This window comes from Achromobacter sp. K91, assembly GCF_003576205.1.
GTDB classification, from domain to species: domain Bacteria; phylum Pseudomonadota; class Gammaproteobacteria; order Burkholderiales; family Burkholderiaceae_B; genus Achromobacter; species Achromobacter aegrifaciens.
The window spans coordinates 43,478-58,483 of the sequence record NZ_QWFB01000012.1 but is presented as its reverse complement, the minus strand read 5'-3'; the positions used below and the strand labels follow the sequence as shown (position 1 = coordinate 58,483).

16 protein-coding genes are annotated in these 15,006 nt (G+C 67.1%); 11 read left to right on the top strand and 5 right to left on the bottom strand.

All coding sequences use genetic code 11. The features are described 5' to 3' along the window. Window positions 1-54: 54 nt before the first annotated feature. Both DXK93_RS02565 and DXK93_RS02560 read left to right on the top strand, forming a co-directional pair. Entirely contained in the window at window positions 55-1,245 is a 1,191-nt protein-coding gene (locus tag DXK93_RS02565; protein ID WP_119449280.1) for an FAD/NAD(P)-binding oxidoreductase, read from the top strand. After that, window positions 1,242-1,670, top strand: a complete 429-nt coding sequence (locus DXK93_RS02560; RefSeq protein ID WP_119449279.1) for a DUF1641 domain-containing protein — start codon at window positions 1,242-1,244, stop codon at window positions 1,668-1,670. The genes DXK93_RS02565 and DXK93_RS02560 overlap by 4 nt, the downstream gene beginning before the upstream one ends. A gap of 94 nt (window positions 1,671-1,764) precedes the next feature. Here DXK93_RS02560 and clpB read toward each other — a convergent pair whose 3' ends face one another. Beyond that, entirely contained in the window at window positions 1,765-4,371 is a 2,607-nt protein-coding gene (gene clpB, locus DXK93_RS02555; RefSeq protein WP_119449278.1) for an ATP-dependent chaperone ClpB, read from the bottom strand. Between the two features lie 137 nt (window positions 4,372-4,508). Between clpB and DXK93_RS02550 the strand changes: the two genes are divergently transcribed. The 8 genes from DXK93_RS02550 to DXK93_RS02515 all read left to right on the top strand — a co-directional run bounded on the left by DXK93_RS02550 (window position 4,509) and on the right by DXK93_RS02515 (window position 10,491). Beyond that, complete coding sequence (locus tag DXK93_RS02550) at window positions 4,509-4,943, top strand: gamma-glutamylcyclotransferase (protein WP_054452511.1); 435 nt, start codon at window positions 4,509-4,511, stop codon at window positions 4,941-4,943. Window positions 4,944-5,040: 97 nt separating this feature from the next. Next, on the top strand, window positions 5,041-5,769 hold the full coding sequence (locus tag DXK93_RS02545; RefSeq protein WP_013394848.1) for a helix-turn-helix domain-containing protein: 729 nt from the start codon (window positions 5,041-5,043) through the stop codon (window positions 5,767-5,769). A gap of 14 nt (window positions 5,770-5,783) precedes the next feature. Then, window positions 5,784-6,968, top strand: coding sequence for an alpha/beta fold hydrolase (locus DXK93_RS02540; RefSeq protein WP_119449277.1), 1,185 nt, complete (start codon window positions 5,784-5,786; stop codon window positions 6,966-6,968). A gap of 162 nt (window positions 6,969-7,130) precedes the next feature. Beyond that, entirely contained in the window at window positions 7,131-8,435 is a 1,305-nt protein-coding gene (locus DXK93_RS02535) for an MFS transporter (protein ID WP_119449276.1), read from the top strand. A 61-nt stretch (window positions 8,436-8,496) separates the two neighbouring features. Further along, window positions 8,497-8,949, top strand: coding sequence for a helix-turn-helix transcriptional regulator (locus DXK93_RS02530; RefSeq protein WP_119449275.1), 453 nt, complete (start codon window positions 8,497-8,499; stop codon window positions 8,947-8,949). Beyond that, a complete protein-coding gene (locus tag DXK93_RS02525) occupies window positions 8,835-9,299 on the top strand; it encodes an SRPBCC domain-containing protein (protein ID WP_119449274.1) in 465 nt (154 codons plus the stop codon). Before DXK93_RS02530 ends, DXK93_RS02525 begins: the two co-directional genes overlap by 115 nt. Window positions 9,300-9,353: 54 nt before the next feature. Next, entirely contained in the window at window positions 9,354-10,055 is a 702-nt protein-coding gene (locus tag DXK93_RS02520) for a DUF899 domain-containing protein (protein ID WP_119449273.1), read from the top strand. Continuing rightward, window positions 10,006-10,491, top strand: coding sequence for a hypothetical protein (locus DXK93_RS02515; protein ID WP_225590300.1), 486 nt, complete (start codon window positions 10,006-10,008; stop codon window positions 10,489-10,491). The genes DXK93_RS02520 and DXK93_RS02515 overlap by 50 nt, the downstream gene beginning before the upstream one ends. Here the strand turns inward: DXK93_RS02515 and DXK93_RS02510 are convergent. The 3 genes from DXK93_RS02510 to DXK93_RS02500 form a co-directional block, all read right to left on the bottom strand. Beyond that, window positions 10,472-10,807, bottom strand: a complete 336-nt coding sequence (locus DXK93_RS02510; protein WP_054452532.1) for a 2Fe-2S iron-sulfur cluster-binding protein — start codon at window positions 10,805-10,807, stop codon at window positions 10,472-10,474. The genes DXK93_RS02515 and DXK93_RS02510 overlap by 20 nt on opposite strands. A 25-nt stretch (window positions 10,808-10,832) precedes the next feature. Continuing rightward, the gene (locus tag DXK93_RS02505) at window positions 10,833-11,420 is read right to left on the bottom strand and encodes an NUDIX domain-containing protein (protein WP_054452535.1); all 588 of its coding nucleotides are present in this window, start codon (window positions 11,418-11,420) and stop codon (window positions 10,833-10,835) included. A gap of 93 nt (window positions 11,421-11,513) precedes the next feature. Beyond that, window positions 11,514-12,533, bottom strand: a complete 1,020-nt coding sequence (locus DXK93_RS02500; RefSeq protein ID WP_119449272.1) for an NAD(P)-dependent alcohol dehydrogenase — start codon at window positions 12,531-12,533, stop codon at window positions 11,514-11,516. Window positions 12,534-12,769: 236 nt separating this feature from the next. Between DXK93_RS02500 and DXK93_RS02495 the strand changes: the two genes are divergently transcribed. Next, on the top strand, window positions 12,770-13,690 hold the full coding sequence (locus DXK93_RS02495) for a LysR substrate-binding domain-containing protein (RefSeq protein ID WP_119449362.1): 921 nt from the start codon (window positions 12,770-12,772) through the stop codon (window positions 13,688-13,690). Window positions 13,691-13,695: 5 nt separating this feature from the next. Here the strand turns inward: DXK93_RS02495 and DXK93_RS02490 are convergent, their stop codons facing one another. Further along, window positions 13,696-14,949 carry an Hsp70 family protein gene (locus tag DXK93_RS02490; protein WP_054452538.1) on the bottom strand — a complete coding sequence of 418 codons (1,254 nt, stop codon included), beginning with the start codon at window positions 14,947-14,949 and terminating at the stop codon, window positions 13,696-13,698. Between the last annotated feature and the right edge of the window lie 57 nt (window positions 14,950-15,006).

The window sequence follows — 15,006 nt, the reverse complement described above, 5'->3', positions numbered from 1 at the left end:
TTACACACAGACGCATTGCACTTGCCCTCAGAATCTCTCCATAAGAGGTGGTTTATGAACAAGCGTATTGTTGTCGTAGGCGGCGGCGTAGGCGGCACCATGCTCGCCAATCAGCTCGCCGGAAAGCTGTACCCCGAAATCAGCCGCGGTGAAGTCTCCATCACGCTGCTGTCGGACACGCCGGATCACTACTACAAACCGGCGTTCATGTACGTGGCCTTCAACCTCTTCTTCCAAGAGGAACTGAAACGGCCGGAACGTTCCCTGCTGCGCCCCGAGATCGAATTCCGCGTCGACAAGGTCACGCGGTTCCACTTCGACCGCCAAGAGGTCGCCACGCAGGGCGGCAAGCGCTACGGCTATGACTATCTGGTCATCGCCACCGGCTGCGTACCCTCGCCCGAACGCATCGAAGGCCTGAAGGAGGCCGGAGACCACTTCTACCAATACGCGCCCGCCAGGCAGTTGGCGGACCGCCTGTCGCGCATCGAGCGCGGGCGGGTATTCATCAGCGTCACCTTCCCCAAGACGCCCAACGTCCCGCACCAGTGCGGCATCGCGCCGATCGAAACCACGCTGATGCTGGACGACTACCTGCGGCGGCGCGGCGTGCGCGACAAGGTGGAGATCATCTACACCTACCCCACCACCTCGCAGCTGCTTCGCAATTGCCTGTTCCTGCAGCGGCCAACCTGCGAAGTGCTACCCGCCATCTTCGAGCAGAAGGGCATACAGTTTCAACGTGGCTTCACCTTGTCGCGGGTCGATCCCGACCGGCGCATCGCCTACTCGGAGGAAGGCGGCGAACAGCCCTTCGACATCCTCATGGCCACGCCGCCGATACGCGCGGTGGATGTCGTGCTGGAGTCCGGCGTGTCGCAAGCCGAAAACAACGAAGGCTGGCTGCCGACCGACCACGAGACGCTGCAGGTCTACGGGCTGCAGAATGTCTACGTCATCGGCGACACCGTCGACCTGCCGGTCAGCAAGGCGGGCGGCTCCTGCCATAACCAGGCGCCGGTCATCGCCAACAACATCGCCGGCGAGATCCGGCTGGGCCAACCGTGCAGCGCCTATGACGGCCGGGTGCAGGCGGTGGCCCAGATGGGGCTGAACGCCGGCATGCCGCTCTGGTACGACTACACCCATGACGTGCTGCCCACGCCGCCCACCAAACTCGGCGGCCTGCTGCGCCACGGGTTCAACCGCGGCCTGTACTGGGCCGTCGCAAGGGGAATGCTATGAACGCGCCGCACGAAGCAAGCGCCACGCAGGTCGCCGACGCGGCCGCTCCGTTCCTGGGCGGCGGGCCGGGCGCACGCGCGCTGGCCGACAGGCTGGGCCTGCTGGCCGAAGCGGGACGGCTGGACAACATCGCCGACCTGCTGTCGCTGGCGTCCGATCTGGTGGATCTGCTGGATCAGTCCATGGTGGAAAAGCTGGCGCTGCTGTCGGAACAGGCCAGCAGCGCCGCCTGGACCGCCGCCAATACGCTGCGCGATGCCCACACGCGCACATTGCAGGAAGCGCGTCCTCCGAGCCTGACCGGCCTCATCGGCCTGATGCGCGATGAGGACACCCGCCGCGGCATGGCCGTGGTGCTGCGGGCGCTGCAGACGCTGGGCAGGCAAATGGCGGCGCAACGCAAGGACTACGCCGACGCAAGCTGAAGACGCATGTAAAAATCCCCCGGAAACTGGACGTCAGTCCAGCTTCCGGGGGTTGTTTTCATGCGCGGCCGGGATCTCGCCGCGCCGGACCCGTTTACTGCAAGGTCCGCGTAAAGACGAACTGCCCGTCCTGCCAGTCCACCGGCACCACGTCGCGCGGGCCGAAGCGGCCTTCCAGGATCAGGCGCGCCACCGGGTTTTCGATCTGCTGCTGGATCGCGCGCTTCAAGGGGCGCGCGCCGAACACCGGATCGAAGCCGGAGCGGGCCAGTTCCGCCAACGCGGGTTCGCTCACTTCGAGGCGCATCTCCTGCTTTTCCAGGCGCTCGCCCAGGCGGCGCAGCTGGATGCGGGCGATCGACTCGATGTGCTGCGCTTCCAGGCCATGGAACACGACCACTTCGTCGATACGGTTCAGGAATTCGGGGCGCAGGGTCTGCTTGAGCTCGTCCCACACCACTTCCTTGACCACTTCGTAAGGCTTGCCGGCCAGGCTCTGGATATGGTGCGAACCCAGGTTGGACGTCATCACGATCACCGTGTTGCGGAAGTCCACCGTGCGGCCCTGGCCGTCGGTCAGGCGGCCGTCGTCCAGCACCTGCAGCAACACGTTGAAGACGTCCGGATGGGCCTTTTCGACTTCATCCAGCAGCACCACGCTGTACGGCTTGCGGCGCACGGCTTCGGTCAGGTAGCCGCCTTCTTCGTAGCCCACGTATCCCGGCGGCGCGCCGATCAGGCGGGCCACCGAGTGCTTCTCCATGAATTCGCTCATGTCGATGCGGATCATGTGCTCTTCGGAATCGAACAGGAACTCGGCCAGCGCACGCGTCAGCTCGGTCTTGCCCACGCCCGTGGGGCCCAGGAACAGGAAGGAGCCGTAGGGGCGCGACGGGTCCGCCAGGCCGGCGCGCGAACGCCGGATGGCGTCGGACACCAGGCGCACAGCCTCGTCCTGGCCCACCACGCGCTTATGCAGGTATTCCTCCATGTGCAGCAGCTTCTCGCGTTCGCCCTGCATCATCTTGGACACCGGAATGCCGGTGGCGCGCGACACGACCTCGGCGATTTCCTCGGCGCCGACACGGGTGCGCAACAGGCGCGGACGCCCTTCGCCGCCCTCGGCTTCCTCGGCCGCTTCCGCGGCGCCCACTTCGGCCGCCTTCAGGCGCGCTTCCAGGTCCGGCAGCTTGCCGTACTGCAGCTCGGCCAGCTTGTCGAACTGGCCCTTGCGCTGCAGTTCCGCCATTTCGGCGCGCACGCTGTCGATTTCTTCCTTGATGGCCTGCGTGCCCTGCACCGCCGCTTTCTCGGCCTTCCAGATTTCCTCGAAGTCGTTGTACTCGCGTTGCAGCTTTTCGAGTTCGTCCTCGATCACGCCCAGGCGGCGCTTGGAAGCGTCGTCGGATTCCTTCTTGACGGCTTCGCGCTCGATCTTGAGCTGGATGATGCGGCGGTCCAGCTTGTCCATCACTTCCGGCTTGGAATCGATTTCCATGCGGATGCGCGCGCCGGCCTCGTCGATCAGGTCGATGGCCTTGTCAGGCAGGAAGCGGTCGGTGATGTAGCGGTGCGAGAGCTCGGCCGCGGCCACGATGGCCGGGTCGGTGATCTCGACGCCGTGGTGGATTTCATAGCGCTCCTGCAAACCGCGCAGGATGGCGATGGTGGATTCCACGTCGGGCTCGTCGACCAGCACCTTCTGGAAGCGACGCTCCAGCGCCGCGTCCTTCTCGATGTACTTGCGGTATTCGTCCAGCGTGGTCGCGCCGATGCAGTGCAGCTCGCCGCGCGCCAGCGCGGGCTTGAGCATGTTGCCCGCGTCCATCGCGCCTTCGGCCTTGCCCGCGCCCACCATGGTGTGGAGTTCGTCGATGAAGACGATGTTGCTGCCGTCGTCCAGCGACAGCTCTTTCAGCACGGCCTTCAGGCGTTCTTCGAATTCGCCGCGGAACTTCGCGCCGGCCAGCAGCGCGGCCAGATCCAGCGACAGCACACGCTTGCCGCGCAGCGTTTCGGGAACTTCGTCATTGACGATGCGCTGCGCCAGGCCTTCGACGATGGCGGTCTTGCCCACACCGGGTTCGCCGATCAGCACGGGGTTGTTCTTGGTGCGGCGCTGCAGGATCTGGATGGTGCGGCGGATTTCGTCGTCGCGGCCGATCACCGGGTCGAGCTTGCCTTGGCGGGCGCGCTCGGTCAGGTCCATGGTGTACTTGGACAGGGCTTCGCGGTTGGATTCGCCTTCCGCGCCGGAGACGTTCTCGCCGCCGCGCACGGCGTCGATCGCGGCCTCCAGGGCCTTTTTCTGCAGGCCCGCGTCGCGCAGGATGCGGCCGGCGTCGCCCTTGTCGTCCGCCAGCGCCAGCAGGAACAGTTCGCTGGCAATATAGGTGTCGCCACGGCGCGCGGCTTCCTTGTCGGTGCGGGTCAGCACCGCCTGCAGGTCGCGGCCGACCTGGACGTTGTCGTCGCCCTGCACCTGCGGCAGGGACTTCAGGGCGCTGTCGATGGCCGACTGCACCCGGTTGACGGCCACGCCGGAGCGCGCCAGCAGGCTGCCCGCGCCGCTGTCGGAATCCGACAGCAAGGCGGAGAGCACGTGGATGGGCTCGATGTAGGGATGGTCGTTGCGGGCGGCCAGACTCTGAGCGTCGGCCAGGGCTTGCTGGAACTTGGTAGTCAGTTTGTCGAATCGCATAATGGTCGTTTGGCTTGTTGGGGAGCCTGACCGATACGTGCCGGCTGGCTCGATATCCTGAATATGCGGCCAGATGCGAGAATTTCAACACCCTGCCCGCGCCATGGTTTTTTCGACGTGCAGCAACAACCTGACCTATGAGCATATACGTTTTTGTCTACGGCACCCTACGCGCGGGCGAAATCAATGACCTGGCTCAAGCCGCCGCCCGGCGCGGCCTGCCGGCGGCCCGCCATGTCGGTCCGGCCAGCGTGCCGGGCCGCCTGGTGGACTTCGGCGACTGGCCCGGCCTGATCCCGGTGGACGACGGCCGGCGCGTGCGCGGCGACGTTTTCCAGGTGGAGCCCGCCCTGGTGGCGCTGATGGACGAGATCGAGGAGTACGAATCCGGCAAGCCCTGCTGCTTCGTGCGGCGCGAGGTCGTGGCGCGCCTGGAACCGCCCGCGCAAGCCCCGGAACTGCGCTGCCAGTACTACCCGATAGACCCGGCCCTGCGCGGCGCGGCGGTCGATATAGCCGCCGACGACTGGGTCGCTTACCGCCTTGCGCGCCCCCTATCGGACGCCCCGTAAGACGCCCGTAGTAACAACGGACTACAATACAGCTTGTCTTAAGCTTTATACCCATGCCGGCATCCGTCCGCGCAATGGGCACTATAGAGGTCATCGTATGCAAAAACGGGTCCCCGTTGCCCCTGATGCCGCCCATTGCTCCACATGCATGCTGGGGCATGTGTGCGTGCCCGTGGGCATGGCAGCCGCGGAAGTGGAAAAGCTGGACGAACTGGTCAGGGAACGCGTGCGCCTTGAAAAAGGCAAGCCGCTCTATTCGCTGAATCACCCGCTGGACGCGGTCTACAGCGTGCGCTTCGGCAGCCTCAAGACGCAGCTGGAAGACGCGACCGGCCAGATCCAGGTCACCGGCTTTCATCTGCCCGGCGAAATCGTCGGCATGGACGGCATGCTGGACGGCAAGCACGTCTCGACCGCCGTGGCGCTGGAAGATTCCGAGGTCTGCGTCATCCGCCTGGCCGATATCGACCGGGTCGCGGCCCACCTGCCCTCGCTGCAGCAGCAATTCCGCCGCCTGATGAGCCGCGAAATCAACCGCTCGCACCAGATGCTGGCATCGCTGGGCTCCATGCGCTCCGAGCAGCGCCTGGCCGCGTTCCTGCTGAACTTGTCGCAGCGCTACGCTTCGCTGGGCTATTCCTCCACCGAATTCGTGCTGCGCATGAGCCGCGAGGAAATCGGCAACTACCTCGGCCTGACCCTGGAAACGGTCAGCCGGCTGTTCTCGCGCTTTGCGCGCGACGGCCTCATCAAGATCAACCAGCGCGAGGTCCGCATCCTGGACCTGCCCGCGCTCAAGCAGTTGCTGGGCCAAGAGAGCTGCTGAATTTCCGCCGCGCCATGCGCCGCGCACCCATCCTCCCCTTGCTTGTAGCGCGGCCGGACCGCATTCGCGGCCTGGCCGCGCTGTTCGCCCTGGCGGCGCTCGCGCCGCTGGCCGCGCGCGCGCAGACGCCCCTGCCCGACCCTTACGACTACAGCGAAACCGCGCCCGCGCCCAAGCGCGCGGCGCCCTTGCGCTGGCAGTCCGTGGAACTGGGCAAGCCCGGCCACCGCTACAAGATGCCGGTCTACGCCAACCGCGACCTGGCCAAGGACGACCTGCGCAACATCAAGCAGGTCGTGGTCGTGATCCACGGCGTCAAGCGCGACGCCGACCGCTATTACGAATCTGTCGCCGCGCTGCTGGCGCACAACCCCGAGCGGGCCCGCGACACCCTGATCCTGGCGCCGCGCTTCTCGGGCTCCATCGATTCGGGTTTCGGCGGCATGGCGGCCTGGCGCAAGGCCAGCTGGGAAGACGGGGAAGACAGCGTGCAGGCCGCGGGACGCCCCGCGCCCGTCAGCTCGTTCCAGGTGCTGGACGACCTGCTGCGCAGCCTGGACGACCGCAAGCGCCTGGCCTCGCTGGCCGGCATCGTGCTGGCCGGCCACTCGGCCGGCGGGCAGTTGGTACAACGCTACGCGGTGCTGAACAACATCGACGGCCCGCTGCGGCGCGACGGGCTGGCGCTGCGCTACGTCGTCGCCAATCCTTCGTCCTACCTGTACCTGAGCAACGAGCGCCCCCGCGCCGACGGCAAGGGCTATGCGCCCTACGAGCGCGGCATCTGCCCCACCTACAACCAGTACAAGTACGGCCCGGACAAGCTGCCCGCGTACTCGCGCGAGACCGACGAATCCAAGCTCTTCGTGCGCTACGCCGCGCGCGACGTCACCTATCTGCTGGGCGGCGCCGACAACAATCCCGAAGACCGCCTGCTGGACAAGACCTGCGGCGCGGAAGCCCAGGGCGCGACCCGGCTGGCCCGCGGCACAGGCTACGCACAATACGAACACGTGCTGGCCGCCCGCGGCGCCAAACCCGTGACGCTGCACCGGCGCGCCTTCGAAGTGGCCGGCATCGGCCACAACAGCAAAGGCATGTTCGGCTCGGTCTGCGGCACGCAGGCGCTGCTGGGCGACGAGGCCCAGGCGGCGGACGGCGCCGCGCCTTGCGAAGTCATCAAGCCACGCGGCAAGTGAGCCGGCGCGGCCAGGCCTGACAAAAAGCTGAACAAGAAGCGGTATTGATACGCGTGCATTTCCGCGCGCGCAGGCGCAACATAACGCAATGCATGTTCCATTCGCGGCCCACCCGCGATCGCGTGTCCGGCGTCCCCCGACAAACGCACCCGAAGGATGGATATGACACAAGCGTATCTCGACATCCCCGACGCGAAGCGCCGCATCAAGGCGATCTTCATCGGCTCCATGGGCAATCTGGTGGAGTGGTATGACTTCTACGCCTATACCGCTTTCGCCCTGTACTTCGCCCCCGCGTTTTTCCCGTCCCACGACCCGGTCGTCCAGCAACTGAACGCGGCCACGCTGTTCGCGGCCGGCTTCATCGTGCGTCCGCTCGGCGGCTGGCTGTTCGGCCATCTGGCCGACCGCCATGGGCGGCGCCTGTCGCTGATGGTGTCGGTGGGGATGATGTGCGTGGGCTCGCTGATCATCGCGGTCACGCCCACCTATGCCACCATCGGCCTGGCCGCGCCCGCGCTGCTGGCCCTGGCGCGCGTGATCGAGGGGCTGAGCCTGGGCGGCGAGTATGGCGCCAGCGCCACCTACCTGACCGAGATCGCGGACCCCGAGCATCGCGGCTTCTATTCCAGCTTCCAGTACGTCACGCTGATCGGCGGCCAGCTCTGCGCCATCCTGGTGCTGCTGCTGTTGCAGAACGTGTTCCTGACCCACGAGCAGTTGGTGGAATGGGGCTGGCGCATCCCCTTCGTGATCGGCGCCATGCTGGCCATCATCACGGCCCTGATGCGGCGCGACATGCCCGAGACGGATTCCTACAAGGAGGCGCAGAAAGCACCCAAGCCGCAGACCAGTTCGCTGCGCGGCCTGCTGAAATATCCGCGCGAGGTCGCGATCGTGGTGGGCCTGACCGCGGGCGGCACCGCGGCGTTCTATACCTTCACCACCTACATGCAGACCTTCGTGCGGCAGACCTCGGGCTTCTCCGACATCGTCACGACCTACATCATCGCCGGGTCGCTGATCTTCGCGCTGATCCTGCAGCCGGTGTATGGCGCGCTGTCCGACAAGATCGGGCGCAAGCCGCTGCTGGTGTTCTTCGGCGTGGCAGGCGCGGCGCTGACGGTGCCCATCCTGATGACGCTGTCGCATACGCATTCGCCCTTCATGGCCTTCCTGCTGATCTGCGGCGCCTGGGTGTTCACGGCCGGCTACACCTCCATCAACGCGGTGGTGAAGGCGGAGCTCTTCCCCACCAACATCCGCGCCATCGGCGTGGCCGTGCCCTACGCCGTGACGGTGTCGATCTTCGGCGGCACGGCGCCGGCCATTGCCCTGTTCTTCAAACAGCAGGGGCACGAGGAGTGGTTCTACTACTACCTCGCCGGCATCATCTTCCTGTCGCTGCTGGTGTACGCCACCATGCGCGACACCAAGCACCGGTCGGCCATGCACCAGCACGCCTGATTCCTTTCGCGCCAACTTTGTTGCTTGACAGTCCCGCGGCTTCGGCTTAATACTTAACCCTATGGTTAAGTTTAAAGACGACACACTGGACAGCATCTTTTCGGCCCTGGCAGACGGCACGCGGCGCCGGGTGCTGGCCGACCTGGAACAAGGCGCGGCCTCGGTCAGCGAGCTGGCCCGGCCGCACGCCATGTCCCTGCCCGCTTTCATGAAGCATCTGCGCGTGCTGGAAGACGCCGGCCTGATCGCCCGCGCCAAGGACGGCCGCGTCGTGAACTGCACGCTATCGCCCGAACCCATGCGGGCGGCATCCGACTGGCTGGCCCGCTACGAGAAGTTCTGGAACGGGCAGCTGGATTCGCTGGCGCGCTACCTGTACCACGAGGAAGAGGTCCATCCATGGAAAAACGAAGCACCCGAGGCGAAACAGCCCCCATCGAACTCCGCCTCAAACGCCGCTTCGACGCCCCCGTCGAACGCGTCTGGCGCGCCTGGACGGACCCGCAAGCGCTGATGCGCTGGTTCGGTCCCGCCGAAACCCGCAAGGTGCTGCGGGCGGAAACCGACGTGCGCGTGGGCGGCGCCTATCAGGTGGGATTCGCCACCGAGGACGGGCTGGAGCACCACGCCAGCGGCCACTACCGCGAAGTCGAACCGCAGCGCCGCCTGGTGTTTACCTGGGCCTGGCGCGATACGCCCGCGGAAGTCTCGCTGATCACCCTGGAATTCACCCCTGCCGGCGGCGGCACCGAGCTTGCCTTCCTGCAAACCCCGTTCGTCGACCAGGCCACCCGCGACAGCCACCAGCATGGCTGGCTGGGCGCGCTGGAACGGCTGGCGGCCCATCTGGCGAAGCCGGCCTGAATCCCCGCCGTTCGCCCTACCCGGGCCTGCCGGCCCGTTCCAAGGAGACACACGATGCAGACCGATCACCCCGTCGTATCCCGAGCGCAATGGGACATCGCGCGCGAGGCGCTGCTGCGCCGCGAAAAAGAACTGACTCGTGCCCAGGACGCGCTGGCCCGCGAGCGCATGGCCCTGCCCTGGGTCAAAGTGGACAAGCCCTATCGCTTCCAGGGCGCGGCCGGCTCCGTGGACCTGGCCGCGCTGTTCCAGGGCAGGAGCCAGCTCATCGTCTACCACTTCATGTTCGGCCCGGACTGGGAGGAAGGCTGCGTGGGCTGCTCGTTCCTGGCCGACCACATGGACAGCGCGCTCATGCACCTGCGCCAGCATGACGTGACGGTGGTCGCCGTGTCGCGAGCCCCCTACGCCAAGCTGGAGGCCTTCAAGCGCCGCATGGGCTGGCAGTTCCCCTGGTACTCGTCCGAAGGCTGCGACTTCAATTTCGACCTGCTGGCCTCCGTGCCCAAGGCCGACGGCAGCATGGAGGAAAACTCCGGCGCCAGCGCGTTCTTCCGCGACCCGGACGGCGAGATCTTTCATACCTATTCAAGCTTCTCGCGCGGCGTGGAAAGGCTGGCCGGGGCCTACAACTACCTGGAATTGGCGCCCCTGGGCCGCAACGAGAACGGCCCGCACTTCAACCTGGGCGACTGGGTACGCCATCATGACCGCTACGACGACGCGCGGCCGCACGCCTGCCACGCCTGCGGCTAGGCGCAAGCCCGGCGATGCAGTCCGCGTGGCCTCCGACGCCGCCGTCCTGTGGCTGGCCTGCACCGCAGCCATGGCCGCGGGGCTGTGGGCAGACACACTGCGCACGCCGGCGGCGCTGCTGGCCAGCCTGTGCGGGGCGTCCGGCGGGCTGCTGGACCAAGCCTGGCGCCATGCGGCCCTGATGCCCGCCAGCAGCGCAGCCATGCTGATTGCCGCGCTATTGCCGCTGCCGGGCGCGCCGCGCATGGCAGCGCGGCTGGCCTGCGCGCTGGCGATGGGGCTGGGCATGCTGGCAGGGGCTCAATGGGGCATGGCGGCGGCGCTGGCCGCGAGCGTCGCGCCATTCGGCGGAATGGCGGCCGGCATGGCGCTGGGAATGGGCGTCGCCATGGCCGCCGCGGCGCTGATTGCAGGCGCTAGCGCCGCGCCCCGGTAAGCGGGCGCGGTGGCGCAACGGGCGCGGCCTCGATCGGCGCGGCCAGGGGCGCCTGGATTTCCAGGGCGGACTCGGCCTGCGCCACGCAGGGCAGGATCCAGCCTTCTTCCTTCTCGTCGCGCGACAGCCCCGGCCACTCGATGCGGTACGAGATCTCGCCTTCCAGCAGCAGACACATGCAGGCGCGGCATGTGCCGTTACGGCACGAACTGGGCAGCTTGATGCCGGCCGCCTGCGCCGCCAGCAGCACGGAGGTATCGGCCGGCGCGTCAAAGCGCAGGCCGGCGGGCTGCACCAGAACGGGAAATGCGGACATGTCTGGACAGATTCCGGACCGGGCTTCAGCCCGCGTTGTCCTGCCAGTCCAGCTGCCAGGCGCCGGACAGCACGTTCTGCATCCACAACACGCAGGTCAGCGTCTTGGCGTCGGTGACCTCGCCCTTGGCGCAAGCCTCGATCAGCTCGGCGGGATCCGCGCTGATCACATCCAGGAATTCGTCCTGGTCCAATTGGCGAGGCCCGGCGCGCAGGCCGCGGGCGAAGTAGATATGGATGATCTCGGTGGAATACGCGATGGCCAGGTGCAGCGCTCCCGCATGCGCCCACTGATCCGCGGTATAGCCGGTTTCCTCCAGCAGCTCGCGCTTGCCGCAGGCCAGCGGATCCTCGCCCGGATCCAGCTTCCCGGCCGGGAACTCGGTCATCACGCGTCCGATGGGATAACGGAACTGACGCTCCAGCAGGACCCGGCCATCGTCCAGCAGCGGGATCACCACCACCGCGCCCGGATGCACCACGTACTCGCGCGTGGCCGTGTTGCCGTTGGGCAGGCTGACCGTGTCGCGGCGGATCTTCAGGAAGGCGCCGTTGTATGGCGCCTCGCTGGCGACGAGTTTTTCTTCGAGATGGGAATCGGGCTTGCGGGTCATGGCGGGTCGGATACCTCAAGGGACGCGCGGATGATGGCCAGTCCGCGCGGGCAGCACGAGCTTACCATCGCCGCCCGCCTTCCCCGATGACGCCTACTCCGCGACGCGGATGACGAGCTTGCCGAAGTGCCGGCCCGACGCCAGGTGCTCGAACGCCTCGCGCGCTTCGGCAAACGAGTAGACGCGGTCGATGACCGGCGCGATGCGCGCCACGTCGACGAAACGCGCCACGTCCTCGAGCATCTTGCGGCTGCCGACGAAGATGCCTTCCAGCCGCTTGACGCCCGCGATCAACGCCAGGGGCGCGACCGGCACGGCCGCGAAGCCGCTGACGCCGCCGATGACCGCAATGGTGCCGCCCATGCGCGCGGCCGCGACGGAACGTTCGAGCGTGCCTTCGCCGCCGACTTCCACCACCACGTGGGCGCCCTCGCCGCCGGTCAGGCGCAGCACTTCGTCCTGCCATTGCGGCGTTTCACGGTAGTTGATCGTAAGGTCCGCGCCCAGCTCGCGCGCGCGGGCCAGCTTGTCCGCGCTGGACGAGGTGATGATGGTGCGCATGCCGGCTGCCTTGGCCAGTTGCAGGCCCCAGATGGAAACCCCGCCCGTGCCCAGGAACAAAGCCGTCTGGCCCGCCTTGGCGCGTCCGGCGACGAACAGCGCGTTCCATGCGGTGACGGCGGCGCAAGGCAGGGTCGAGGCCTGCTCGTCGCTCAAGGATGCCGGCGTTGCGACCAGGGCGTGCTCGGCAAACACGCTCTCGGTGGACAGCAGGCCGTCGGTGGCGGCGCCCGGCGCCAGCGCCACCGTGGCGGGCGTGGGCTCGCCATCGATCCAGTCCGGCATGAATGCGCCCATGACGCGGTCGCCGACCTTGAACCGGCTCACGCCCGCACCCACCTCGATCACCTCGCCCGCGGCGTCGGAGGCGGGTATGACCGGATCGCCCGAACCCTTCAGATACTCGCCGCGCGCCACCATCAGGTCGCGGTAGTTCAGCGACACGGCCTTGATGCGCACGCGCAGCTCCAACGGCCCCAGGCTGCGAGGCTGGCGCGTGACGCGCTCCAGCGAAGCGATGTCCTTGCCGCTGGTGACGGTGTATGCCTGCATGTTGTTTCTCCTATCGATTCAAAAAAGGCCCCCACGCTGCGCCTTCGGCTTGCTGCCCCCAAGGGGGCTTTTTTGCCTTGGGGCGGCCCGGCGGCAAAAAAGACCGCCGCCCGCCATTGGCGGCTATCCGTGACGGTCAAGTACCGATAAGATATATGGGAACCAATTTCCCTAGTGGCGAATGTTTTTCATTTCATCGAATCCTATTAGGAACCAATAAATGCAGGGAGTCCATGATGGCTACAGCGATCACCTATGACCGGCTGAGCGGCATCGAAGTCTTCGTTCAGGCCGTGGAAGCAGGCAGCTTCGCGCTCGCGGCGCAACGCCTGAACCTCACGCGCTCCGCGGTGGGCAAGTCCATCGCGCGGCTGGAGGCGCGGCTGGGCGCCAGGCTGTTCCACCGCACCACCCGCCAGCAAAGCCTGACCGACGATGGCCAGGCCTATTACGACCGTTGCGTGCGCGCGCTGGCCGAACTGCAGACCGCCGAGGCCGAGCTGGACAGCGGCCGGCGCGAGCCCCAGGGTCGCTTGCGCGTCAGCGCGCCGCTGGTGTTCGGCCGCCATTGCGTCGCGCCCGTGCTGCGCGAACTGGCACAGCAGCATCCGCAACTGCAGGTGGAGGTTTCATTCAACGACCGGGTGGTCGATCTGATCGAGGAAGGCTACGACCTGGGCATCCGCGTGGGCGAGCTGCCCGACAGCGCCAGCCTGGCCGCGCGGCGGCTGGGCATGCAGACCATGGGCATCGGGGCTTCTCCCGCATACATCCAGGCACATGGCCGCCCGGTCACCGTGGATGAGATGCAGCGGCATGCCGCCATCGTCTACACGCGCAACGGCGTGGACAAGGCCTGGGCGCTGCATGGGCCCGACGGCCAGGTACTGCAGCTGCGCCCGCGTCCGTGCCTGCGCCTGGACGACCTGCAAGCCATCGCGGACGCCGCCATCGCCGGCGCGGGGCTCGCCTGGCTGCCCTGCTGGATGCTGACGCACTATGTGCGCACCGGCGAGCTGGACGTGCTGATGCACGGTGATCGCCTGGCCGCGCAAGAGGTGCACGCCGTCTGGCCGCAAGCGCGCTACCTGCCGTCCAAGACGCGGGCCGCCATCGACGCGCTGGCGGCCCGCGTACCCTCGATGCTGGCCGCCTGAGCGGCTCAGCCGAACTTGCGGCGGGCGTCCAGCGCCAGGCCGGCGCCGATGCTGCCGAACAGGTCGCCTTCGACGCTGCGCGCGCCCGGCACCAGGGCTGACACCGATTCGCGCAAACGCGGCACGCGGCTGGAACCGCCGGTGAAGAACACCGTATCCACGTCCGCGGTCGATACGCCGGCGTCGCGCAGCAACGCGCCCACCGTGGTCTCGACCTTTTCGATCAGGCGGCCCACGCAGGCGTCGAACGAGGGGCGCGTCACGTCCACGCCCAGCTCCGGCGCGATGCGCGACAGGTCGATGCGCGCGGCGGGCGTCTCCGACAGTGCGATCTTGGCCTCTTCGACCTGCACCGCCACCCAGTGGCCGGCGCGCTGCTTGACCAGGTTCAGCAGCAGGTCGATCTTCTCGCGGTCGCCGGCCTCGGCGCGGATGTAGGCGAAATGTTCGGCGGCCTTGCGCGTATAGGCCTGGTTGATGGTGTGCCAGCAGGCCAGGTTGCCATATTGCGTGGAGGGCACATCCTTGCCGCTGCGCAGCTGGCTGCCCAGGCCCAGCATGGGCATCACGTGCGCCAGGCTGAGCTGCTTGTCGAAGTCCACCCCGCCGATGTGCACGCCGCCGTAGGCCAGGATGTCTTCGCGGCGGTCGGCCTTGGTGGCGCGGCCGGGCCCCAGGCGGATCAGCGAGAAATCGGAAGTACCACCGCCGATGTCGATGACCAGCACCAGTTCTTCGCGGTCGATCTGCGATTCATAATCGAATGCGGCGGCCAGCGGCTCGAACTGGAACTCGATATCGGTGAAGCCGACGCTGCGCGCGATCTCGCCCAGCGTGTCCTGGGCGGTCTGGTCGGCGGCCGGATTGTCATCCACGAAGAACACCGGCCGGCCCAGCACGGCGCGCGTGAAGCCGCGCCCCGCTGCGGTTTCCGCGCGGCGCTTGAGTTCGGCGATGAAGCGCGTGAGCAGGACGCGGAACGGAATCGAACGGCCCTGCACTTCCGTCGAGCCGTCGATCAGCGAGCTGCCCAGCAGGCTCTTCATCGAGCGCATCAGGCGCCCGTCGTAGCCCGCCAGGTAGTCGGAGATGGCGGCCCGGCCATAGCTGACTTCGGCGTCTTCGTCATGGAAGAAAATGGCCGAGGGCAAGGTGGTCTTGCCGTCTTCCAGGGCGAGGAGCGCGCGCTGATCGGGGCGGCTCCAGCCCACGGTGGAATTGGACGTGCCGAAGTCGACGCCGCATGCGGTGGAAATCATGGGGAATTCTGGGGCTGAAAGCAAAACGGCGCATAAGTGTAGCCGCAACCGCCAGAA